At 41.0% G+C, this 22,910-nt stretch carries 23 protein-coding genes, 2 pseudogenes and 1 riboswitch; of the genes and pseudogenes, 3 read left to right on the forward strand and 22 right to left on the reverse strand.

Features of this window, described 5'->3' with window-relative positions:
• From HU830_RS08750 to HU830_RS01905, 7 genes and pseudogenes are all read right to left on the reverse strand, one after another.
• Nucleotides 1-68 (reverse strand): annotated as a pseudogene (locus HU830_RS08750) (IS200/IS605 family transposase); the annotation flags it as partial.
• 226 nt (nt 69-294) lie between these two features.
• Nucleotides 295-1,935, reverse strand: coding sequence for a chaperonin GroEL (gene groL, locus HU830_RS01880; RefSeq protein WP_176942114.1), 1,641 nt, complete (start codon nt 1,933-1,935; stop codon nt 295-297).
• A 33-nt stretch (nt 1,936-1,968) separates the two neighbouring features.
• Entirely contained in the window at nt 1,969-2,253 is a 285-nt protein-coding gene (gene groES / locus HU830_RS01885; protein WP_176942115.1) for a co-chaperone GroES, read from the reverse strand.
• 302 nt (nt 2,254-2,555) lie between these two features.
• Nucleotides 2,556-2,939, reverse strand: coding sequence for a hypothetical protein (locus HU830_RS01890; protein ID WP_176942116.1), 384 nt, complete (start codon nt 2,937-2,939; stop codon nt 2,556-2,558).
• A gap of 161 nt (nt 2,940-3,100) precedes the next feature.
• Nucleotides 3,101-4,993, reverse strand: a complete 1,893-nt coding sequence (locus HU830_RS01895; protein ID WP_176942117.1) for an LTA synthase family protein — start codon at nt 4,991-4,993, stop codon at nt 3,101-3,103.
• 69 nt (nt 4,994-5,062) lie between these two features.
• Complete coding sequence (locus HU830_RS01900; RefSeq protein ID WP_176942118.1) at nt 5,063-6,037, reverse strand: type I phosphomannose isomerase catalytic subunit; 975 nt, start codon at nt 6,035-6,037, stop codon at nt 5,063-5,065.
• A gap of 22 nt (nt 6,038-6,059) precedes the next feature.
• The gene (locus tag HU830_RS01905) at nt 6,060-6,686 is read right to left on the reverse strand and encodes a redox-sensing transcriptional repressor Rex (RefSeq protein ID WP_176942119.1); all 627 of its coding nucleotides are present in this window, start codon (nt 6,684-6,686) and stop codon (nt 6,060-6,062) included.
• 121 nt (nt 6,687-6,807) lie between these two features.
• Here HU830_RS01905 and HU830_RS01910 point away from each other — a divergent pair, with 121 nt between their 5' ends.
• The gene (locus HU830_RS01910; protein ID WP_176942120.1) at nt 6,808-8,721 is read left to right on the forward strand and encodes an ABC-F family ATP-binding cassette domain-containing protein; all 1,914 of its coding nucleotides are present in this window, start codon (nt 6,808-6,810) and stop codon (nt 8,719-8,721) included.
• A gap of 73 nt (nt 8,722-8,794) precedes the next feature.
• Here HU830_RS01910 and HU830_RS01915 read toward each other — a convergent pair whose 3' ends face one another.
• Nucleotides 8,795-9,679 carry an alpha/beta hydrolase gene (locus HU830_RS01915; protein WP_176942121.1) on the reverse strand — a complete coding sequence of 295 codons (885 nt, stop codon included), beginning with the start codon at nt 9,677-9,679 and terminating at the stop codon, nt 8,795-8,797.
• A 36-nt stretch (nt 9,680-9,715) separates the two neighbouring features.
• Nucleotides 9,716-10,467: pseudogene (locus tag HU830_RS01920) on the reverse strand (SDR family oxidoreductase).
• An 83-nt stretch (nt 10,468-10,550) separates the two neighbouring features.
• Here HU830_RS01920 and HU830_RS01925 point away from each other — a divergent pair.
• Nucleotides 10,551-10,982 (forward strand): MerR family transcriptional regulator, encoded by a 432-nt coding sequence (locus HU830_RS01925; protein WP_176942122.1) that lies wholly within the window; start codon nt 10,551-10,553, stop codon nt 10,980-10,982.
• Between the two features lie 64 nt (nt 10,983-11,046).
• Here the strand turns inward: HU830_RS01925 and HU830_RS01930 are convergent, their stop codons facing one another.
• From HU830_RS01930 to HU830_RS01965, 8 genes are all read right to left on the reverse strand, one after another.
• Nucleotides 11,047-11,412 carry a DUF956 family protein gene (locus HU830_RS01930; protein ID WP_176942123.1) on the reverse strand — a complete coding sequence of 122 codons (366 nt, stop codon included), beginning with the start codon at nt 11,410-11,412 and terminating at the stop codon, nt 11,047-11,049.
• 134 nt (nt 11,413-11,546) lie between these two features.
• Entirely contained in the window at nt 11,547-12,458 is a 912-nt protein-coding gene (locus tag HU830_RS01935) for a PTS system mannose/fructose/sorbose family transporter subunit IID (RefSeq protein ID WP_176942124.1), read from the reverse strand.
• A 17-nt stretch (nt 12,459-12,475) separates the two neighbouring features.
• Nucleotides 12,476-13,291 (reverse strand): PTS mannose/fructose/sorbose transporter subunit IIC, encoded by an 816-nt coding sequence (locus HU830_RS01940; protein WP_176942125.1) that lies wholly within the window; start codon nt 13,289-13,291, stop codon nt 12,476-12,478.
• Nucleotides 13,292-13,327: 36 nt separating this feature from the next.
• A complete protein-coding gene (locus tag HU830_RS01945; protein ID WP_176942126.1) occupies nt 13,328-14,305 on the reverse strand; it encodes a mannose/fructose/sorbose PTS transporter subunit IIA in 978 nt (325 codons plus the stop codon).
• Between the two features lie 124 nt (nt 14,306-14,429).
• Nucleotides 14,430-15,440: a tRNA (adenosine(37)-N6)-threonylcarbamoyltransferase complex transferase subunit TsaD gene (gene tsaD, locus HU830_RS01950; protein ID WP_176942127.1), complete on the reverse strand. Its 1,011-nt coding sequence runs from the start codon at nt 15,438-15,440 to the stop codon at nt 14,430-14,432.
• Nucleotides 15,441-15,475: 35 nt separating this feature from the next.
• Complete coding sequence (tsaB, locus tag HU830_RS01955) at nt 15,476-16,198, reverse strand: tRNA (adenosine(37)-N6)-threonylcarbamoyltransferase complex dimerization subunit type 1 TsaB (protein WP_176942128.1); 723 nt, start codon at nt 16,196-16,198, stop codon at nt 15,476-15,478.
• An 86-nt stretch (nt 16,199-16,284) separates the two neighbouring features.
• Entirely contained in the window at nt 16,285-16,803 is a 519-nt protein-coding gene (locus tag HU830_RS01960; protein WP_176942129.1) for a folate family ECF transporter S component, read from the reverse strand.
• Nucleotides 16,804-16,839: 36 nt separating this feature from the next.
• Nucleotides 16,840-16,938: riboswitch (THF riboswitch) on the reverse strand.
• 152 nt (nt 16,939-17,090) lie between these two features.
• A complete protein-coding gene (locus tag HU830_RS01965) occupies nt 17,091-18,440 on the reverse strand; it encodes a threonine/serine exporter family protein (protein WP_228765730.1) in 1,350 nt (449 codons plus the stop codon).
• A 103-nt stretch (nt 18,441-18,543) separates the two neighbouring features.
• Between HU830_RS01965 and HU830_RS01970 the strand changes: the two genes are divergently transcribed.
• Complete coding sequence (locus HU830_RS01970) at nt 18,544-19,194, forward strand: HD domain-containing protein (RefSeq protein WP_176942130.1); 651 nt, start codon at nt 18,544-18,546, stop codon at nt 19,192-19,194.
• 61 nt (nt 19,195-19,255) lie between these two features.
• Here the strand turns inward: HU830_RS01970 and HU830_RS01975 are convergent, their stop codons facing one another.
• From HU830_RS01975 to HU830_RS01995, 5 genes are all read right to left on the reverse strand, one after another.
• Nucleotides 19,256-19,897 (reverse strand): hypothetical protein, encoded by a 642-nt coding sequence (locus HU830_RS01975; RefSeq protein ID WP_176942131.1) that lies wholly within the window; start codon nt 19,895-19,897, stop codon nt 19,256-19,258.
• A gap of 66 nt (nt 19,898-19,963) precedes the next feature.
• A complete protein-coding gene (locus HU830_RS01980) occupies nt 19,964-20,425 on the reverse strand; it encodes a hypothetical protein (RefSeq protein WP_176942132.1) in 462 nt (153 codons plus the stop codon).
• Nucleotides 20,419-20,961: an FtsX-like permease family protein gene (locus tag HU830_RS01985; protein ID WP_176942133.1), complete on the reverse strand. Its 543-nt coding sequence runs from the start codon at nt 20,959-20,961 to the stop codon at nt 20,419-20,421. Before HU830_RS01985 ends, HU830_RS01980 begins: the two co-directional genes overlap by 7 nt.
• Nucleotides 20,962-21,009: 48 nt before the next feature.
• Complete coding sequence (locus HU830_RS01990) at nt 21,010-21,717, reverse strand: ABC transporter ATP-binding protein (protein WP_176942134.1); 708 nt, start codon at nt 21,715-21,717, stop codon at nt 21,010-21,012.
• Between the two features lie 5 nt (nt 21,718-21,722).
• Nucleotides 21,723-22,127 (reverse strand): DUF1093 domain-containing protein, encoded by a 405-nt coding sequence (locus HU830_RS01995; RefSeq protein ID WP_176942135.1) that lies wholly within the window; start codon nt 22,125-22,127, stop codon nt 21,723-21,725.
• Nucleotides 22,128-22,910: the final 783 nt, after the last annotated feature.

Below are 22,910 nucleotides of genomic sequence, written 5' to 3' on the forward strand. Positions count from 1 at the left end.
CGAGTGAATACAATGTGGTACTTGCACAGCCATTTAGTGTGTGCGAAACTGTTTAATTTATTCGCCATTTTCACAGCTCCTCTAAATTTATAATACTTGGCTTTGACAGCTCCATTGTAAATCCCAGAAGAGCTGTTTTGGTTTAACCATTGGACTATCGTTTTTTGTTTCGCACGGACTCCGTGCTCAACTAGGTCTAAAGACAATAAAATAAAAAGGGCCCCTTAATGATTGTCACAGCAACCACTAAGAGACCCTTCTTAATTCACATTTTACTAAAGTTTAAAGCAGAGCTTACATCATACCGCCCATGCCAGCAGCACCGGCAGCTGGGTCAGCTGGAGCAACAGCTGCTTTTGGTTCTGGCTTATCAGCAACTACGGCTTCAGTAGTTAAGATCAAAGCGGAAACACTAGCTGCATTTTGTAAAGCGGAACGAGTAACCTTCGTTGGGTCGATGATTCCGGCATCAACCATGTTTTCCCACTTATCAGTAGCAGCATTGTAACCAACTTCTACTTCTTGATCCTTTAAGTGTTCAACGACAACTGAACCTTCTTGACCAGCATTAGTTGCAATTTGACGAACTGGAGCTTCTAAAGCGCTCTTAACAATGTTAATCCCAGTTTGCACATCGCCTGTTTCAGAGGCAGACAACTTTTCCACAGCTGGAATAACATTCATCAAAGCTGTTCCACCACCAGCAACGTAACCTTCTTCAACCGCAGCGCGAGTAGCGTTCAAGGCATCTTCAATCCGATACTTACGTTCTTTCAATTCAGTTTCGGTAGCCGCACCAACTTTGATAACGCCAACGCCACCAGCTAATTTAGCTAAGCGTTCTTGTAATTTTTCTTTGTCAAAGTCAGAAGTTGTTTCAGCAACTTGTTTCTTAATTAAATCAATCCGTTCGTTGATGGCATCTTTAGAACCAGAGCCTTGAACGATAGTTGTGTTATCCTTGGTAATGGTTACTCGACCAGCTTGACCTAATTGATCAATTGTCGTGTCTTTCAATTCTAAACCAAGGTCAGATGTAATCACTGTTCCACCAGTTAAGATGGCGATATCTTCTAATTGTTCCTTACGCCGGTCACCAAAGCCTGGAGCCTTAACAGCAACTACATTGAAGGTTCCCCGAATCTTGTTCAAGACTAAGGTTGGTAAAGCTTCACCGTCAACGTCATCAGCAATAATCAAAAGAGCTTTGCCTTGTTGAACAATTGATTGCAAAAGTGGCAAGATATCTTGAATATTGGAAACTTTCTTATCGGTGATTAAGATGTAAGGATTCTCTAAATCAGCTTCCATCTTGTCATTGTCGGTTACCATATACTGAGATAAGTAACCACGATCAAATTGCATTCCTTCAACAACATCAGAAGTGGTTTCAATTCCCTTTGATTCTTCAATTGTGATAACTCCGTCGTTACCAACTTTTTCCATTGCATCGGCAATTAATTCGCCAACTTTTTCATTGGAAGAAGAAACTGAAGCAACTTGCGCGATTTGATCGCGGCCTTCAACTCGGTGAGAAATCTTCCGCAATTCATCAACAGAAACTTGAGTAGCTTTTTCAATTCCGGTCCGGATTCCAACTGGATTAGCACCGGCAGTAACGTTCTTCATTCCTTCACGAATGATTGCTTGAGCTAAAACCGTTGCCGTTGTGGTTCCGTCACCAGCAATATCATTGGTCTTAGAAGCAACTTCAGAAACCAATTTAGCGCCCATGTTCTCGAAATGATCTTCTAATTCGATATCTTTAGCAATGGTTACCCCATCATTAGTAATATCTGGTGAACCGTAAGACTTTTCTAAAACTACGTTGCGACCTTTAGGACCCATCGTCGTCTTAACAGTATCAGCTAACTTATCGACACCTTGCAACATTTTAGCGCGAGCATCTTCTGAAAACTTAATTTGTTTTGCCATAACTACTCCACCTCGAAAAAAATTTTAATTTAATTATTCAACAATTGCCATAACATCTTTTTCATGCATGACGAGATATTTTGTACCTTCGTATTTAACTTCAGAACCTGCATACTTATCATAGATCACTTTGTCACCAACTTTAAGAGTCAGGGCAATGGTCTTACCTTCAGGGGTTTGGCTTCCAGCACCGACAGCCACAACAGAACCTGTTTGTGGTTTTTCCTTAGCGTTGTTAGCTAAAACAATGCCGCCTATGGTTTGTTCTTTTTCTTCATCTACTTGAACTAAAATGCGATCACCTAATGGCTTTAACAAAGTAATCCCTCCAAATTATTATTTCTGATTAGCACTGTTAGCACTCTCTTTTAATTAGTGCTAACTAACAATTTCTATAATAGCATGTTCCGCGTCAGATGCAAGACCTTTCAGCAATTTTTTTTACGAGTAACCAAAAAGTGGAGACGGTCTCATCCAGAGCTCGACCTTCAACGAGCCAGACTCGATCACCTCCACTTCTAGCTGATCTAGAGGGAAGAACAGGAATTCAATTAATGAAATCCTAGAAAATTATTTTGTTAAAAGTAATTAAATCCAGATTCCTAATTTAGCCAAAATCCTCAATGGACTCTAGTTTTAACCGCCACTATCGAGGGATTAAAAGATGATGATTGTCGGATATCCGCTAATTTCAATTCTCTAATTTTTATGGTCCTTGGACTAAAGAATAGGTAAATTATGGCCTGATATTGCCCCACACCCAGACGATATAAATTTTGTAGTAGTAATTGCAGTTTAATACGGGCGTAGTGTTTAGTGTAATCAGTTGCACTAGCTCCCGTTACGGTTTGCGTATTGGTCAAGAGAGTCTTTTCTTCATTAGGCAACAAAGTTTGGGTATTATTGCTATCTTGAAAGTCCAGATTCCAACCGGTAAAAGATCGGCCTTGACTTTGTGCCTTACTATCTACCAATTCTTTTATTAGTTTCAAGTTAATCATCATTACGATAGCATCTTAATTTTATTAACTGAACTGTTTTTGTGATAAAAAGTACACATTTTTAATAGTACCAACTTTCATTCTACTTAGTGAATCTTTAAAAATTACCTTTCTAAATAAAAAAAGCCACCACATTTAGTGGTCGGCTTCAGCCATTTCTAATCTTAATCTTTGGGAGCTTTAAACATCCCATACTTTTGAGCGTAGGCTTGTCCATAAGTCAAATCATACTCAATTAACTGATAATCTTTGTAAGCTTGACTGGTCGTCCAACTTCCTTTTTCGCCGTCACTTCCATTAGTTTGCTTACCGTCACTATCAATTTGCACCGGCTGCGTTAAGACTGGAACTTCTTCTTGCACTTGCTGCAACAAATTATAGAAGGGACTAAGGGGATAGTTTAACTGCTTCAATAACATTAACGACATATAATTCGGTGAAAAATAGTCATAATTTTGTTGATCCAACTTAAAGTTGGCCGCCATCACAAAGGGAGTGGTATGTGATTTGAGGGGGTCTTGCTGCAACAAAGTATCATAAATTCCGTCACCCGGATAATGATCGCCATACATTGCAATAATAGTCTTTCGTTTGGAGTTTTGATAGTGTTCAACCAATTGTTTGAAAGCTTGATCCGTAGAATTAACCTCTTGGAAATAAGCTTGCATCCGTTTCGTTTTATCGGCATCATTATCAATCAAATGTTGTAATTTAAATTGACTCTTCTCACCCACAGCCGCACTATAAGGCATATGTTTGAGCATCGTAATCACGAGACTAAATTGCCGAGCGCGGTTTTGTTGAGCATAAATATTCGGATAGGTGGAAAAATCCGAAGTATAATAACTATCTGGTGATTGTTTTAAGCCCTTCAATTGTTTTTGATCCTGGAATTTCTCGATTCCTAGTGCCGGATAAGCCTGGCGGCGTCGATACATCGTCCCAGAAAAAGGATGGTAAGCTTGAGCTTGATATCCTTCGACTTGCAAGTAATTCATGACACTGGGAAAGTAATCCCGCCGCGAAACAATATCTTGATAAGGCGTACTTTGCAAGAAATAATTAGAAAATCCTGTATTAGCTTCAAATTCAATATTAGCAGTTCCCCCACCAAAGAAGGGACTTACCATATAACCGGAAGCTTGGTTTTCAGTTGGATGATCCAAAATTTGGGAAATAAAAGGCATCGGGTTTTGATTGTTAACAATCGGATAACGATCTTTCGTCCGTTGAGGATTAGATAAAGATTCATTTAAAATATAAATAATATTAACTTTATCAAAGGATTTATCTTTATTTTCTGTAGCTAATCGCCGCTGATAACGGTGAACTATTTTCCGGACCGTTGCTGGACTATAATTATCGGGCTTCGTCATCGGAGTTGACTCGACATTAAAAGCGAACCCAACCCAAAAGCCCCGATTTTGATAATTAGCCATCTGTTCATGGTCCGTATTTACCATTTCGTAAGCTGCCAATTTCTTAGCGACCCAAGAATGCTCATTACCAGCCTGGGTTAATAGCCAGAAATTACCGCCCAAGGCGAGCACTACTAGCAGGCGCAAAGGCCAAACCCAGAGATGATTTTGCCACCAATACGCAGCAGTCCAACGGCGTAAACAAAAGGCCAGTCCAAACAAAACTACCATTAAGATAATTAAAGCTAGAATTGCCTGCCATTTAACCATCCGAATTAAACTATTAGCTTGACTAACCATCGAAAAGTCACTCGGCAATAAAGGTTCTGAGCGAGAAACCACCTTATTAATGTTAATAAACGATATAATTAAAAATAAACTACTTGAAACCGCTAAGCCAAAATAAAAATCACCAATTAAGGCAATTAAAAATATTATGATACTTAATGTAATTCCATAGTTGACCCAAAAGACTGGATTCTTTAAATCTAAAAAATGACCCCAGAGATCTCCCACATTTTTCACTAAATCTCCTGTGAGAGTTAACTGGAGTAGAAAATAAAATAAATAAGCTAAAACGGCGATGATCCCAATCCTCAGAACAAAATAGAGGACTTGCTTAACTAAGTTTCTATGCATAAAACTAATTAACTCCTTAGGTTAAGTAATAGCAGAAATCAAATTGAGATCATCAAATACAACTTACACCTACTTTTCTGTGGATTCAGAAGCAATTAATTGGAGTCCCTCTCCTTGAATTTGCCATTCCTTAATTGGTGCTGGAATAATGAAACTCGTCCCCAAATTCAAAGGATAGTGGCTAGAGGCAATCTGCAATTCACCTTGACCTGCAATCACAGAATATAAAGTATAAGCTCCTAGTTGATGTCTCAAAGTTAAACTATCGTGATTAATATCTAAGCGCCAGACCGCAAAAAAGGGTGCTTGCGGGGGCTGTACATAACTAATAATTTGACTCTTTCCTAGCTTTTGGACTCGAGTTGTTAATTTCGGAGCTACAAAAGGGACCGTAATTGTATCTTTGGATTGTTGAAGATGCAACGCTCTTTTTTGACCAGATTGCTGGTTAACACGATCATAATCATATAAACGATAAGTGGTATCGCTACTTTGTTGGGTTTCTAAAGCCACAATTCCCTTATTCAAAGCATGAACCGTTCCACTAGGTACATAAACAAAGTCACCAGTTTTAACCGGCAATTTCCGTAACAGGTGGTCCCAATCACCCTGGTCAATCATTGTCTCTAATTGAGCCTGCGTTTGGGCATGATGTCCATAAATTAAATACGAACCGGGATCAGCACTAATAATGTACCAACATTCTGTCTTTCCCAATTCGTGTTCATGACACCAAGCATAAGCATTATCTGGATGAACTTGAACCGAGAGGCTAGCTTCCGCATCCAAAATCTTAGTTAAAATCGGAAAAACTTTTCCTGCCGGTTGTCCAAATAAGTCTGGTTGCTCCTGCCATAAGTCTGACAGTAACTTCCCCTGATAGGGACCATTGGCGATCGGAGAAGGTCCATGGGGATGCCCCGAAATAATCCAAGCCTCCCCAATGGCTTTTCCTGCCGGTAATTGATAGCCAAAATCAGTGACTAAACGACGTCCACCCCAAATTTTGGCCTGAAATGTGGGTCGCAAAAATAGTGGTTCCATTTTTTATTCCCCCCAATAACTTTTAACAATTATCCAAAAAATAAATTAAGGTTTGTAACTCGTTAGCTAAATCAACATTATGCACTCTGACTTTTGTCGGCGTAGAAATTCGTAATGGAGTGAAGTTTAAAATTCCTTTCACTCCAGCTTCAACTAGTTTATCAGCCACTGGCTGCGCACTTCGGACCGGAACTGATAAAATCACAACATCGATCTTTTGTTTAATGAGTTGATCTCTAACTTCGTCTATACTATACACCAAGACACCGTTGACTTCATTGCCAATTATGGCAGGATTGTTATCAAAAGCTGCCACAATGCGAATATTATTCGTCTGTGAAAAATTGTAATTTAAGAGTGCATTTCCTAAATTACCGACACCCACTAAACCAACATTAGAAGTTTGGTCTTGATTCAATAATTTTTGGAAGAACTCCAGCATGGGCTCAACTTCATAGCCATAGCCGCGTTTGCCTAGCGAACCGAAATAAGAGAAATCGCGGCGAATTGTGGCACTGTCAACCTGCACAGCATCCGCCAATTCAGTTGAAGAAATTTTTTGTTTATTCGAATCATGTAAAAACTGAAAGTAACGGTGATACAATGGTAACCGTTTAACAGTTGCATTCGGAATTTTATATTGTGTCATAAGTGTTCCTACCTCTTTTGATTTTCAGGGTCTAACTAATAAGTATTACCCATTTAATATCACAAAGTCAATATGCTAAAATTACTTTAAAGAAAACTTTATCACTATAAGGAGTTTAACGTTGCTAATCGTTCAAGGTCAAAATATTGCTCGCACTTTTGGAAGTGATGTTCTCTTTCAAAATCTAAACTTTCAAATTGCTGCTGGAGCGCATCTTGGTTTAGTTGGTCCTAATGGGGCCGGCAAATCAACGCTACTTAAAATTATTAATCAAGAACAAGAGCCAAGTCAAGGGCGGATCAGTTACCAAAACCAACTTCGATTAGGTTATTTGGCACAAAATCCCAACTTCGATTCCTCGAAGACTATTTATCAAGAAATGGAAAGTGTCTTTGACTATTTAAAACAAGACGAACAAAAATTGCATGAACTAGAACAAGAGATTGCCCAAACTGAGGATTCAACAACTGCCAGTTATCAACAATTATTAAAACAGTACGATCAATTACAAGTGAAATTCAAAGATGAGAACGGTTACGGTTATCAATCGGAAATTCGTTCCGTGCTGACCGGCTTTAACTTCCCGGCACAACGCTTTGATGAAGTCGCCCATAATCTCTCTGGGGGAGAGCAATCGCGGCTAGCTTTTGCTAAATTACTTTTGGAACATCACGATCTTTTAATCCTTGATGAACCAACCAATCACTTAGATATTGATACCTTAGATTGGCTGGAAAAATATCTACAAAATTATTCTGGCGCCCTTTTAATTGTTTCTCACGACCAATACTTCCTAGATCATACGGTCCAAGAAATTTATGCTTTGGAAAATCAGACTCTCAACCACTACCATGGCAACTATACTGCTTATCTCGAGCAACGCAGCAAGAATCTTGAATTAGCTTGGAAAGCTTATAATAAACAGCAAGCTGAAATCAAGACTACCGAGACTTTTATTCAAAAAAATATTGCGCGGGCAACCACGACTAAGCGGGCCCAAAGCCGGCGGAAGCAGTTGGCCAAGATCACTCCTCTCCAACGCCCCCAAGCTCTTGAAGCGCAAATAAAATTCAAATTCGCGCCCGAACGCCAAAGCGGCAACGAAGTTTTGAAAATCAACAATCTCCAAACGGGTTATGATGATAAAGATTTAAAGCAAGATATTACCCTAACCGTTAAAAGGCAGGATCGGATTGGGATCATTGGACCAAATGGTGTCGGTAAATCAACCCTCATCAAAACCTTAATTGATAAAATTCCTCCGCGCGCTGGTTCCTTCACTTGGGGGACCAATGTCGACGTTGGCTATTACGATCAGAGTTTACAACAATTGGATCCGCATAAGGATGTGCTTCACGAAATTTGGGACGCCCATCCGACAATTAATGAAAAAGAAATTCGTAATCTCCTAGCTGCCTTTCTCTTTCGGGCTGATGATGTTTTTACCAGTGTCCAAGATCTTTCCGGGGGTGAAAAGGCGCGGCTCACTCTTTGTAAACTAGCCTTGGAACACGACAATTTACTCTTGATGGACGAACCAACCAACCATTTAGATCTCCAAAGTAAAGAGATTTTGGAACAGGCTCTCCATACTTTTGCGGGAACAGTTTTCTTCGTTTCTCATGATCGTTATCTATTAAATCAAATTTCCACCAAGATTCTAGAATTACAGGCTCACAGTAGCACTCTTTATCTCGGTAATTACGACTACTATTTAGCTAAAAAGGCGGAAACTCAAGCTTTAGCCGTCGAAAGTAACTCTCAGAAAACTGCGGCTAATTCAACTCCAGCCCCCAGTGATTACCAAGAAGCCAAAGTCCAACAACGCCAAGAACGCAAAAAGCAGCGTCAAATCGCTGCTTTAGAAGAAAAAATTGATGCTTATAGTAGTCAAATTCAAGCTCTTCAAGAAGAGATGGTTGATCCAGAAAACCTAACCAATTATGCAAAATTGCAGGATCTGCAAACTCAAGTCGATACTCTAACCACTCAACAAGAAGCCGCCGAAGAAAAATGGACTGATTTGCTGGAATAATTGGGAAATCTTTTTTAAACTCCAAAGGCGCCTAACTGGCAGCCCTTTTTGATAATCGAAAAATCAATTTAACTTATTTTCCCCACAAGAATTGCACCAATTTTCGATCAACCGCCTGACTTTCATGAAGCTGACTGTGTTGGGCTTTAGGACCCGTGAAACGGTGTTCTTGGTAAGATTTAGCCCGGGAACTAACTAAATAGCGATAGGAACGAGCCGATTTCACAGCCACAGATCCATCACTTCCTTGACCCGTATCCCCGTAGAGATTTAACACTTGGGCTTTAGACGGATAAACTTGCCGTAAACCTAACAGCCCGCGGTAGCCAGTCGCTAATTGACTGGGACGTCCGTTAGCCTCTAAGTGATAATCCTGAGCAACAGTCGACTCACCCAGATATCCGTTATAATGACCGGCAATTGAAACCTGCTTTCGTAATTGAGGTAACTTTTTATCCATAGCATGATCACGTAAATAGTAGGCAATTTGTAAATTTCCCATTGAATGGCCCACTAAATTCATCGTCGAGTAGTGGTATTTTTTCTGCAGCGCGCGGACAACTACGTAAACATAGTTGCTGCTTTCACGATAATTATCAACAACATCACTAGTTTTCGCAGGGACACTTTTATTATTTTCTAGATTAACTTCAACCAGCGGATTTTTAGCTCCTCGGGGAATCTTCCCCCGCCAAGTTACTTGTCCCGATCGGCTAACATTCGCCCGGACAATCGTTTTGGTCACTTCCTGTCTGCGAATATAATGGGTCATTTGTTCTTCAGCATGAGCACTACTCCCCCAACCGTGGAAAAAAAGCGTGGGGGTATTTTTTTGTTCAAAACGACTCGTCGTGGAGCTAGAACTTTTCATCTGCTGTAGCCAGTAAAAACCGCCCACAAGAATAAGCAAAATTACTAGCAAACTAATAATCCCAATTTTAGCTTTCTTTGACGTCATAAATTCCTCCCCCTATTTTCTATTTCTGACTCTAAATTACCATGGTTGATCGGCGGGACCAACTGTAAATTCACTGATTGTGGTATCCTCTGGCTGATCAATTGCCAAAGCCACTACTTGAGCGACTCTTTCTGGCCCAATTTCAAATTGATCATAGGTTTGTTGCATCTCGGCAGCTGAAGCATGATCCGTGATCGTTCCCAACAATTCCGAGCTAATTGCTGCCGGATAAATCGTGGAAGTTCGAATATGCCTCTTTTCCAGTCCTGACTCCATCCGTAGAACTTCCATTAAGTCGCGCACGGCCCATTTAGTAGCTCCATAAACCGCCCCCCCCCACCGGGGTAAGCTTTGAGACCAGCAACTGAAGACGTTGTAATAATCTGACCGTGTTTTTGAGCAGTGAAAACTGGCAAAACAGCGTCGATTCCGTAAAGAATCCCCTTCAAATTAACATCAACCATTTGTTCCCACTCGGCCACATGTAACTGCGATGAGGGTGAATTAGGCATCAAACGAGCATTAAAAAAGGCGACATCTAATTGACCAAACTCTGCTTGAGCCAACTGAACTAAATCCTGACTCGCTTGGGGATTAGTAACATCGGTTACTTGATAAGTTGCTTGTCCACCAGCGGCTTTAATTTCGACAGTTAATTGTTGCAACTTGGATTCCCGGCGAGCGCCCAAGACAACTTTTGCTCCTTGACTAGCTAAGATCTTGGCTGTGGCGGCCTCGATCCCTGAAGAAGCTTCGGTAATCAAAACTACTTTATTGGCGATTGTCATCTTTAATTTCCTTTTTCCTTAATTTTGTTCTACTTAGCATAGACCCTCAAGTTAACTTGAGGTCAAGGGAGGTTTACTTAAAAATGACTAAAACTTATTCTATCGGGCAAGCGGCCCAATTTAGCCAACTAACAATTTCTACTTTACGCTACTATGATCAATTAGGCTTAATTCCCAACTTACAAAGAGATGCGAGTGGCCAGCGTTTATTTACCGCCACCAACCTCGAGGCAATTGCCATGATTTCTTGTCTGAAAAATTCGGGGATGAAAATTAAAGCCATTCGCCAATTCATGGATTGGTGTCAAGAAGGGGACTCGACTCTCAAACTGCGCCTACAAATGTTTCAAGATCTCCAGCAAAGTATTAGCCAACAACTAGCCCAACTCCAACAAACGCTAGCGGTCGTCAATTATAAATGTGCTTATTATCAAGAGGTCGTTAACGATGGTACGGAAGCCCAAGTTTGTCAACGAGCTGTTTCGGTCCACACTCTCCAAGCTAGAGCAAAATAATAAAATCGTCGCGCTGAAAGCTGAAAGAAGATCATTAATTTCAGGGCGACGATTTTTATTTAAACTATTTTCTACGGTGAAATCTCCGCCATAAAACTTGGAAAAAACTTAAGGAATGAACGATCCGTTCGGCAGGAATGTATTCGCGAATGGTTCGCAAAACTAATTTAGGATCTCGCGCCGAAAAAGTCAGGACACTGCCTGATTTTATTTTTAAACCAAAACGGGGAATCCATTTTCCTTTTAACAAGGCAGAAACCACAACATAGTCTACTTCCGCCCAAGGAATTTGAATAAAATTCTGCGGATTAGCTTCCGCATAAAATTCAAATGCCCGATCTCCAATCATCAATTGACCGTAACTACTCAAACCAAGATGAGAAGTTCCGGCACAAGTCAAAGTAACTTTGGTATTTAAAGATTGAACCACTCACTAGCCTCCCGATATCTAAAAAATCCACCTTAAAATAACAAAGAGACGTTTGAAAGCCCAAAACTTTTCACTCGTCTCTTTAACTATTAATCAAATTTGCTTAACTGGAAAAACTGCCAAAATCCAATCAACTACATAATATGCAAGACGTGGAAGACAACTCCCGCCACAAAGAGACCCAAAATAATGACAATTGGTGAAACTTTCTTTTTCAAAAGCCACATACAAAGAAAAGTTAATAGCAGTCCGGCCAAACCGGGGATCAACTGATCTAAGTTATCTTGTAAAGTTGTCAGTTTGTGCGCCGTTAAGGAGAGACCTTGTCCTTGTTGAATCAAAGCTTCTTTAATTCCTAAGGCCCCATGACTCAATTGGTCCCAGTGAATGTAAGCTTTGCTGTCTAACTTAACATTGGAAACCACCGGCGTAAATTTCACAGCAACCCAACGATTGACTAAGGCCCCAAGGATAAACATCCCCATAATAGAGGCCCCTTTAGTAATATTTTGCAGTAAATTGCCGGATAAATCATCCGTAATCTTTGATCCAGCCCGATAACCTAATTCTTGGGTATACCACATGAAGGTCATCCGAATTAAATTCCACAAGACAAAGTACAAGATTGGTCCTAAAATATTACCGCTGATTGCTAGAGAAGCCGCTAAAGAACCGATGATTGGCTTCACCGTGAACCAAAAGACTGGATCCCCAATTCCCGCAAAGGGACCCATCATGCCGACTTTCACTCCTTGAATGGTTACATCGTCGATTGGGGCCCCATTGGCTCTTTCTTCTTCAAAAGCCAAGGTCACTCCCAAAACCGGTGAAGCCAAGTAAGGATGGGTATTAAAAAATTCCAAATGACGCGTTAAAGCTGCGGAACGGTCCTCTTTAGTATGATAAAGTTTGCGCAAAGCCGGGATCAATGAAAAAGCAAAACCCCCATTTTGCATCCGTTCATAGTTCCAAGAACCTTGTAAGAAATTGGACCGCCACCAAACTGCGAGACGATCTTTTTTAGTTAATTTATAATTTTCGGTCATAACTATCTTCGCCCCTCTCAATACTTATCAATCAAATCGCCGACCGGATCACCCACGTTGGCCGTTGAACCACCGCTAGAATTGTTCGATCCGCCCTGATTTGACAAGGCTAAGTAAATTAAAGCTACGGCTAGACCAATCGCTCCCAATCCCAAAAGGGTGAGATCTTTGATCGTGGCCAAGACAAAGCCAATTGCGAAAAATGGCCAAACTTCTCGACTAGCCATCATATTAATAACCATAGCGTAACCAACAGCGACAACTAAGCCACCCCCGATTGCTAAACCATCGGTCAACCAAGCGGGCATCAAAGATAGTAAGCTCCGAACTGGACCAGCACCAATGGCCAAAATTAAGCCAGCAGGAATCGCAATTCGGAGTCCTTGTAAACAAATTCCAACAATTTGCCAAAAATCGATCTTGCGGAAATCCCCTTCTTTGGCTGCCGCATCCATAAAATGGACAATCCCAGTTGACAATGTCCGCACCAAAATTGTCAGTAATAAGCCAGCCACGGCTAGGGGAACAGCAATCGCAATCGCCGTCGTCACTCCCGCCTTACCTTGACCGCCCAAGACTAAGATAATTGCTGAAGCAATGGAAGCTAAGGCCGCATCGGGCGCCACCGCAGCCCCAATATTGGCCCAGCCGAGAGCAATCATCTGCAGGGAACCTCCAAGAATCAAACAAGGAACTAAGTTTCCCGTTACTAAGCCAATCAAAGTACAAGCAATTACTGGTTGATGGAAATGAAATTGATCTAAAATTCCTTCCATCCCCGCCAAAAATGCAATAATTAATACCAAAATAATTTGAATCAGATTCAATTGCATTATTTTGTTTCCTCCTCAATTTTTATCAGCTCCAACTTACCGTTGGTCGATCGCTGCCTGAGCTTTTTTCAAAATGGCATCCATATTATCAGGTGAATCATTGGGAACCTTGCGAACATCAAATTTGACTCCTAAATCAGCTAATTCTTGAAAAGTATCCAAATCATTTTGATCAAAAGCTAAAACCTTATTTGGCTGAACTTTCCCGGCTGAATGAGCCATTGAGCCCACATTCAAGGTCTGAATCGGAACCCCACCTTGAATGGCGCGTAAGGCATCTTGGGGAGTTTCAAACAGCAACAAAGCCCGCTGTCCGCCAAAATGTTCTTCATCTTGGGCCAATTTAATCATCTGTTTGATTGGTACTACATGAGCTTTGACCCCTACTGGTGCTGCTTGAGCAATTAAGTTTTTTCGTAATTTATCTTGAGCCACAGCATCAGAAACCACAATAATCCGGGTGGGCTTGGTTGTCTTCGTCCAAGCCGTCGCCACCTGTCCATGGAGCAGACGCGAATCAATTCGGGCTAAAACATAAGTAAACTTTCCCGGAGCCCCAATATTGGCATTGATCGCCGGAGTTGTCGGTTCACTTGTATTTTCCTTTTCCGGTGCTAAGTTCTCTGGATATAAACGAATCCCCCCTTGAGATTCGCCAATTAAATGGACTGCAATTTCCGCAGCCTTTTGCATCGACAAACGCGAGGCATAAGCTTCAATTAACATCGGCAAGTTTAAGCCGGTAACCACTGCCCACTGGTCTTCATGACCGTCCATTAAGGTACTTACCTGATTAAAGGGTGTTCCTCCCCATAAATCGACTAAAAATAAAATTGACTCAGCTTCCGGCATCGCCGCGACCGCTGCTTGTAAATGTTGCTGCAGATCACTGGGACTATCCCCGGGCAAAAAGGTTACCGCCTGAACATTTTCTTGTTCACCAAAGATCATTGATCCAGACTGCAAGATTCCTTGCGCGAACTGACCATGACTGGTCAACACAATTCCAACCATTTCTAATTCCCCCCTAGTATTTTTTTTACAGTAATTTTTATAGTAATAATGTGTACTTTGATATAATACCGCAACTAGGAAAGCGAATCCAAATAAATTTATTAAAGATTCAGTAAAAAATCGGCTAATAGCTGAAATCAAGACTAGGATCGGCGTTTAAAGTCCAGTCAGCAAATTCTCCGCGTTGATATTTAACGTGCGCAAAAGCGCCGATCATCGCCGCATTATCACCACATAAACGCAGCGGAGGAAAAATTAATTCCCCGCGACTAGCCATTAATTGCTGCATACTTTCTCTGAGGCCTTGATTAGCAGCTACTCCGCCAGCAACAATCAATTGCTGATAATCGCCCTGATCCCAGGCTCTTTGAGTTTTAGTGACTAAAATCTCCACGACGTCTTTTTGAAAACTAGTGGCAATATCTTTTTTATTGAGCGTCTGCCCCACTTGTTCAGCATGATGAATGGTATTAATAACAGCACTTTTAATTCCGCTAAAGCTAAAATCTAGATTATCTTCTTGTAACATGGCCCGCGGAAAATCAAAGTTATCTTGACCTTCATGAGCCCATTGGTCAATCGTCTTTCCCGCTGGATAATTAACGCCTAACATCCGTCCCACCTTGTCAAAAGCTTCGCCGACAGCATCATCACGGGTATCACCTAAAATCTGAAACTCACCGGGAGCGCTCAAACGTACCAATTCTGTGTGTCCCCCAGAAACTACTAAAGCTAAAGCGGGATAGCTAATTGGTTTTACCAGATTAGCGGCATAAATATGGCCCGCTAAATGATTAACCCCGATCAAAGGCAAATTCTGCGCCCAACTGATGCTCTTGGCCGCCATAATACCAATCAGTAAGGATCCCACCAAGCCGGGACCATAAGTTACGGCGACCGCGGATAAATCTTGATAAGTTACTTGGGCCTCTGCTAAAGCTAGACGAGTACAATGAACAATTTGTTCCACGTGATGACGACTAGCGACTTCCGGGACGACCCCACCAAAACGTTGGTGACTCTTGATTTGAGTAGCAATGATATTGGCCAAAATTTCTCGACCATTTTTGATAACTGCCACACTAGTTTCATCACAACTAGTTTCAAAAGCCAAAATTAAAGTTTCTGCTTCCAATTTCGCTCTGCTCCTTTAAATTGCTCTGTTTGATTTTAGACATCCTCAACGTAATCCGTATTTTCTTTTAATTGGGGATTTTTTTCTTGCCAAGTCAATTCGGCTTGCGTTTTTCTTAAGTAGCGAGGACTGAAATGATCCAAGTCAGTTACTGGCTGCCCCAAATATCCCAATTGCACTAAAGCTTGTGCTTGCGGAAGTTTTTCTTCCACCAATTGCGCTTGAACTTGCGGAAAGTCAGCTAAGGCTTGCTTGGGCAAAGTTAAATCTGCACCCACTAAACAAAGCGGCTGACTAACCTTGGCTAATCGGCTCAACAAAGTTGTCCAACTTAAATGTTGATCTGGACTAATAGTTTGCAAGCTTGAAGTCTGGAATCGATAAATTCCGGTAAAAATATTTTGATTTCGAGCATTAAACCAAGGGATGATCAAACCCGAAAAATCACTTTGGCTCTGGGCACAAACAGCTAAGCTAGAAACCCCCACCAATTCAATTCCTAAAGTCCAAGCCAGCACCTTGGCGGTCGTCACCGCCAGGCGGACCCCAGTAAAGGATCCCGGACCTTGGGCCACCACTATCCGGTCTAAATCTTGCGGTTGCCAGCCGACTTTTTGCATCAATTGATCGATTAACGGCAATAATTTTACACTATGAGATCTTAAATCTAGATCCGCAGCAGTCGCTAATACCTGGTCATTTTCAGCGACAGCGACCACTAGCGGTTGATTAGAACTATCAAAAGCTAATATTTTCATTGCAATCTCCTTCACGCAATTTCTCGTCTAGTATAACAAAAAACAAAAAAGAGAAAGCTGTCTACTACAACTTTCTCTAGCTTGATTTAATTACTATAGTTATGCAACTTGAGCCAGTGGAAAATCAAAATCAAAACTCCGGTTTGAATCGGAATCGAAATTAATTCCTTGACACTCCGGACCCAAAACAAGGGCCACCAATCTAGATGACTTAGGATGCTGACCCAGGTGGTATTTAACCCCAGCTGAATCAAAATTACCACTAAACTAGTAGCTAATAATAAACGCCACCAAGTAATTGTCTGCCGATAAAGCAAACTACCATAGATCAAGCCCGCAAGGATCGCTGAAAGCGTGAAACCCCAGAAAAATCCTCCGGGAGCGGGAAATAAAATATGGCCTAAAACATCGCTCGCCAAGCCCGTGAGCATGGATTTGGCTGGACCATAGTAATAGCCGATAATTGCCGTTACGATGAATCCTAGACCCACTTGAAAAACATTGGTCGGACCAATCTTAATCCGGTTAAAAATCAACTGTAAAGCTAACAATACCGCCAGCCAAGTCAATTGACCGGTGGAACTAAGGCGCGTAAATCTATTCACTTCAAGCATCTCCTCAAAGGAGTTGCCACCAAGAATCGTGGCGAATGCGAGAATAAAACCGCAAGCAAAATTACTTTTCGTCCAATGTTCACATTCCGTTCCATCGGCACTTAACGCTTTATTCTCTACTCCAGATTTTTTAAAACCTTTCTTACTTTACCACAACTTTAACTTTCTAAAAGAAAATCTTTAATAATTAGCTTTCTAAATTGCGGCTAGCTAAATTCTTTTGACAAGTAAAAAAGGCGGCTTCCGCCGCCCTAGAGATCATTTCTATTTTTGATTAGCTAATTACAGTGTCGCCATCTTTTATCTAGGAGGACCCGAGCGACAAACAAACCCAGCGGCAAAAACATAATAATTAAACTAGCCCGGGATAACCACAAGGCGCCTGTCCCAATATTATTCACTCCTAAATTGTACATTCCCCGATAAATATATAATCCCGGAATCATGATCACAATTGCGGGAACGGTCAAAGAAATCCGCGGATAACCCTTGCTCCCGTTAATCGCCGAAGCCAAGAGTCCCGCCACTAAAGCGCCGACAAAAGCCGCAATTCCGGCCGAGACCAAATGGCTATCAACTAACTCCAGACGTAAAGTATTGGCTACAGACCCAATCAAACCGGCATAAATAGCCATCTTATTCGGACTATTAAACATTACCGAGAATCCGTAGACGCCACAAAAACTGGCGGGGACACGCAAGCACATCAAAACCCAAGGCGATAACTGCAAAGGCAGGAAATTCTCTGGACGTAAATGACTAATTAAAGCCATCATAAAGCCAACTAAAGTTGCGGTCACAATAATCATCAGAGCATACATTAAGCGCTCTAAACCGGAACGCATATCTTGCTTCGCCATATCTAACATACTGGTAATGAAGGGAAAACCGGGAATAACGAACAACATTGCTCCAATGTATCCAGCCTCATGTTGCATATCAACTCCAAAACTCATTTCTAACAACTTAAAACAGCCTAAATAGGCTAAACAAGCAACTGCCACACTCAAGGAAACTCCGGCTAGTAAGGTTAAATGACGACTGCCCAGTTGCCGCCGAACCCAGTTGCCTAAACCAGCGCCAACAAAGCAGCAAATCATCTCAATCCAACCGCCACCAAGCAAAAAAACGAAGGCACTACAAGCCAAGGCAGCAGCTAATCCAGCCTGGAAAGCAGTATAGTTACTATCTCCGGCCTTGATTTGATCTAATTGGTGGTGCAACTCTTGGGCCGTCTTTTGTGGAGCAATCTTCGGAAAATCAGCCACAAAATTTTCCATTTGCATCAATTTATCGGTGTCAACTCCACTACCGGGTAAAGTAAGAACTTGAGAGTAACTGTGTTCTTGATCAAAACAGGTATATTCTAGCGTAATTAAACCAATATCCGCTGAACAAGTAATTCCCAAAACTCGGGCTACTTTATTCATTGCCGCCCGCACTCGCCAAGCTCCCGTACCACAACCCAACATAATAATCCCCACGCGCCCAACAATTGCCGCGCGTTGTTTTAAACTGGTTTGTAAAATTGGTTGTGTTTGCGAGCTGACAAAGTCTTGCCAATGAATTGTCATATGATGATTTAAAGATAACCTTTTTTCCGGTTTCTCATCCACACTTGTCCCCATTAATTATTTCCCGACCTTTAACAAAATTGATTTATAATGAACACTGTTAACTATAGCACGTTTTTGTTAGCTGAAAAAAATTTCTTCGAAAGGACAAGCCTTGATGAATCTTTCTTTAATTCAAAACTATGCTCAGCAAATTTTGGCAAGCGATGTCAGTGGACACGACTATTGGCACCTCCAGCGCGTTGCCCACCTGGCCCAAAATCTGGCGCGCCAAGAACAACAATTGTCGCCGCAACAAAACGACCTCCTCTTAGCCAGCAGCTACTTACACGATACAATCGATGAAAAATTAGTTCCTGACGTTCAACAAGCGCTTTTAAAGGGGCGCGAAATTCTCCGCCAAGCCGGACTGCAAGAAGAACAAGTTGAATTAGTAACGACTGCTATTCAACATCTGTCTTACGCTGCTAATTTAGAAGGTCCCTATCCCCTACCGCTTTTTGCCCAATACGTCCAAGATGCGGATCGCCTCGATGCTTTGGGAGCTATTGGAATTGCGCGCGCTTTTGCTTACGGTGCTAGTCACCAACAACCCATCTATGATCCCCATATTCCGCCTATTAAACTCCACTCCAAGACCGAATACCGTCAGCATCAAACTTCAACTATTAATCATTTTTATGAAAAATTACTTTCACTTCAAGAAACGATGAACACTTCTGCGGGCCAAAAAATTGCCCAGCAACGGACAAAAATTCTGACCGATTTTTTAGCGGAATTTCAAGCCGAGTGGCGGGGAGAAAAATAAGCATTCAAGTCTAAAAAAAAAATTTTTAATTCAAATCTTTAAAAGTCTGCGGAAGCGCGACTTAATTTTTAAGCAACGTTTTCCGATAGAGCCAATAGGTTAAAAGACAATAAATTCCATACAGGGATAGAAAAATTACAATCGGCCAAACAATTTGACTATAAGGATTGAGTAAAAAACCGCGGAATATTTGTAACCCAAGCAATATATGCATCATTCCTAATCCCGCGGGAATCGCAAAGACGAGCAACAATTCTTGCCGTAAAGTCCGCGCTAACAGCTTTTTCGAAGTTCCAATTTTAGCTAAAATTTGATAACCTGGTTGATTCAAATTGCAGTCCGTTAAGACTTTAAACATTAAACAACTAACCAACATCACGAGAAAGGCAATTTCCAAGAAGAAGCCTAAATACTCAAAACCGACTAAACCGGTTTGATAAAAGCGGTAGCGATAGTACTTTTGACCTGATTGACCACTGGGATCTTCCTTTAAATTCGAACTCTGTAAGATTTGTTTGATTTTATTTTTGGATTGGGCGAAGTTTTTGGTCTCTACTAAAATCAAATTTTTCGATTTTTCGGCTAAGCGTTGAAAATCAGCTGCGGGTAAGACTCCCAGGGCCTTTTTCTGTAAACTTGGCGGCAAAAAACTGGCAAATTCAACTTGAACTTCAGGATCTTGGGCAATTTTTGCTCCCAGCAACTTCTGTTCCCTGCTTTTACCTTGCGCATTTAAAATCCCGCGAAACTTAAAACTTAAAGTCGCTAATTATTGTTTAGTCTGGCAAGGACTCCCCACTAAAACTAGATCGTAAGCCGTACTTCGATCTGCAATTTTGCTTGATTCTTGGGTAAATTCCATCCCGACTGTCAAAGCTCCCAAGCCTAAAGCAAAGAGAAGGGTGACAATGGAAAGAATTTGCGTATAAGAACGTAAGCGTGTGGTAATTTGTGCCAAGGTGAAGGACCGCAGTCCGTGGAATTTATACCAATCCTGTTGCCGTAAAAAGCCAAATAAGAGACTAAATAAGGAATTGATCGTCAAATAAGTTCCCAAAATAATCGTTACCAAAGCCCCAATCAGAGCTGTTATTTTATATTTAAGTAACTTACTCATGAAATAATAGCCCACAATTAATAAAACAATTCCGGCCAGCGACTGGATAATTTTAACGAATGTCGACTGAATTCCTTTTTCTAAAGTCGTGGAACCGTGGCAAAGTTCTAACAAACTTTTTTAGTAACCGTATGGACATTAAAAAGTACGATTAAAGCAAAACTGACTAGAAAAAAGAGAGCCGTGATTCCCAAGGATTGCAGATCAAAAATCAAACCTAACTTACCTTTGATTTCTAAAGCATGCAGGAGTAGTTTTTGGACAAAATTGGTTAAGACAATCCCCAACAAAATTCCACTCCCGGTGGCTAAGACGCCAATCGCTAAAGTTTCTCCAGCCACTAATTCCCTAATTTTTCCTTTGCGAGCCCCGAGTAACATAAACAGGCCGTAATTTTTGGTATTCAACTGGAGTAAAAAGGTATTCGCAAATAATAGATAGATCAGGGTGATAACTCCGAGTAAAACGCTCCCAATTTGAAAAATAATTTGAAAATTGGAGCCGCTGGTCACGGTCGCAATTAGCTTTCGATTGCGGGCCAAAGTCTGAAACATATAGAAAACACTGCTTGAAATTAACAATCCTGAAAAGAGAATCAGATAATCTTTAATTCGTCCCTTGAGATTCCAACGCAATAATTTGAACAACATTTTGGCTCACCTCAATCTCCCTACTTCACTCAAAATAGCCTGATAAAATTACTCTTTTTCCTGCTGAGCGCGCGGTAATTGCTGTTGAATTTGGCCATCTTTAGTAAATAAAATTCGTTGACAATAACTGGCCGCGTAAGGATCGTGGGTCACCAAAATAATTGCCACTTGCTGCTTGGTATTAATTGTTTGCAGCATATCCAAAAAATCCGTGGCACTCTTGGAATCTAAGGCTCCAGTTGGTTCATCGCCCAATAAGAGGGCCGGCTGATTGACTAAGGCTCGCGCCGCAGCCACCCGTTGCTTTTGCCCTCCGGAAAGAGCATTAGGGCAATGATCTAACACCTTAGCAATCCCCAACTTCTGGCCCAAATCTTCAACTCGCGGTCTAATTTGTTCGGTTTTCACCCCTTGCAGTGAGAGCGGCAAAGCGATATTTTCTAGGGCGGTCATATTATCTAAAAGACTAAAATCTTGAAAAATAAAACCCATCCGTTGACTACGAAAACTGGCCAACTGGCGTTCACTAAATTCCGAAAGATCCTGCTGATCAATCAAAACCCGGCCGCTCGTCGGAGTATCGATACTGGTTAAGATGTTGAGGAGCGTCGACTTCCCCGATCCGGAAGCCCCCATGATTCCCACGAATTCACCCGCTTGCACCGCAAATGACAGCTCTTTCAAAGCAACAGTTGGACTGGCACTATTTACATCATAAGTTTTCCCTAATTTTTGAACTTCCACAATTACTGTCAAGGTGCTCACTCTCCGATCTTTGCTCGTAATTTCGCGGGAATTTGTTCGCGAGAAATCAATTGATATCTTTGCATCCGCTGTCCTTTAATAGTCACTTTGACAAAGCGCGGTTGAGCTGGTAATTTACGACCAAAAGAAGGAATCTGAATAATTCGCTGATGACCTTTTAGGAAATAAGAATGTACATTATAGCCGTAGTCGCGCATCTTTTTCGTTCCTTGATCTTCCCAAGATGTTGAAGCTTGCGCGGGAACCTTACCGTAGACAACTTCACTACGCACCAAAGGATTAATCATATCGGCCACAACCGCGCCCATTCCCGTCTTGTTTTTCGTAAAAAATGGCATGATACTGAAAATCAGGAGAAAGAAAATAACTATCCCCAGTAAATATTTCATTAATTTTTTCAAATCATCGCTCCCTTTCTGCTTTCAGAATACGAGCCAATTTTAAAGAATTGATAAAGAAGGTAAAAATTATAATCATATCCTACAAGAAGCCAGTAAATGGATTCCTTCTTGTATGCAACAAAATGGTCTAGTCATATTTAGGAAGAAAAGTTCTTTTATAATAAGTAAGCGCAAATCAATTTAGAGGAAGCCTATGATACTTAGTAAATATTTGTTATCACAAATTAAGACGACGATAAAGAATATCAAAACACCCATAATAATGAAATCCACTTAAAAAATTAAACGGCATGATTCCAATAGAATGTTAGAATCATGCCGCAATAATTAATTAATATATCTATTCAATCTGGGCAGACATCAGCACTTTTATATTCTGCCTTTTTGAGCTTGAAATACACTATGATCTAAAAGAAGTAATATGCGATCACTCTTGTGAAACCGAAGAGAATAAGAATCAAATTATTTGACAATGTTACCTTTCGATTTAAATTAAATGCTATCCACAACATCCATTCACTTAGATATAGTCCAATCCAAAAGATGGTAACTGTATGAGGCCAAATGATCCAGGCTATACACTTAATAAATAAGAAAGCAATTAAATATGGCCACAGAAAGTGAAAATAACTCATGTATAAACGCTTGGATATTGGCTTCCGAATCAATAAGAAGGTACGAATTGATAGTAATTCGCTTTGTGGTAATACCAAAGAAATATAATCAAATAAAAAACTGAAAACACCTACCATAGCCACAATAAAGGGACTTCCTTGATAACCA

The organism is Bombilactobacillus apium, from assembly GCF_013385145.1.
GTDB classification, from domain to species: Bacteria; Bacillota; Bacilli; order Lactobacillales; family Lactobacillaceae; genus Bombilactobacillus; species Bombilactobacillus apium.

What these genes read in the sequence shown, in the direction of transcription:
- groL (WP_176942114.1), bottom strand. Translation starts at nt 1,935, where the DNA reads ATGGCAAAACAAATTAAGTTTTCAGAAGATGCTCGCGCTAAAATGTTG.
- HU830_RS01890 (WP_176942116.1), bottom strand. Translation starts at nt 2,939, where the DNA reads ATGATGATTAACTTGAAACTAATAAAAGAATTGGTAGATAGTAAGGCA.
- HU830_RS01895 (WP_176942117.1), bottom strand. Translation starts at nt 4,993, where the DNA reads ATGCATAGAAACTTAGTTAAGCAAGTCCTCTATTTTGTTCTGAGGATT.
- HU830_RS01900 (WP_176942118.1), bottom strand. Translation starts at nt 6,037, where the DNA reads ATGGAACCACTATTTTTGCGACCCACATTTCAGGCCAAAATTTGGGGT.
- HU830_RS01905 (WP_176942119.1), bottom strand. Translation starts at nt 6,686, where the DNA reads ATGACACAATATAAAATTCCGAATGCAACTGTTAAACGGTTACCATTG.
- HU830_RS01915 (WP_176942121.1), bottom strand. Translation starts at nt 9,679, where the DNA reads ATGACGTCAAAGAAAGCTAAAATTGGGATTATTAGTTTGCTAGTAATT.
- HU830_RS01925 (WP_176942122.1), top strand. Translation starts at nt 10,551, where the DNA reads ATGACTAAAACTTATTCTATCGGGCAAGCGGCCCAATTTAGCCAACTA.
- HU830_RS01935 (WP_176942124.1), bottom strand. Translation starts at nt 12,458, where the DNA reads ATGACCGAAAATTATAAATTAACTAAAAAAGATCGTCTCGCAGTTTGG.
- HU830_RS01940 (WP_176942125.1), bottom strand. Translation starts at nt 13,291, where the DNA reads ATGCAATTGAATCTGATTCAAATTATTTTGGTATTAATTATTGCATTT.
- HU830_RS01945 (WP_176942126.1), bottom strand. Translation starts at nt 14,305, where the DNA reads ATGGTTGGAATTGTGTTGACCAGTCATGGTCAGTTCGCGCAAGGAATC.
- tsaB (WP_176942128.1), bottom strand. Translation starts at nt 16,198, where the DNA reads ATGAAAATATTAGCTTTTGATAGTTCTAATCAACCGCTAGTGGTCGCT.
- HU830_RS01965 (WP_228765730.1), bottom strand. Translation starts at nt 18,440, where the DNA reads ATGGGGACAAGTGTGGATGAGAAACCGGAAAAAAGGTTATCTTTAAAT.
- HU830_RS01970 (WP_176942130.1), top strand. Translation starts at nt 18,544, where the DNA reads ATGAATCTTTCTTTAATTCAAAACTATGCTCAGCAAATTTTGGCAAGC.
- HU830_RS01985 (WP_176942133.1), bottom strand. Translation starts at nt 20,961, where the DNA reads ATGTTGTTCAAATTATTGCGTTGGAATCTCAAGGGACGAATTAAAGAT.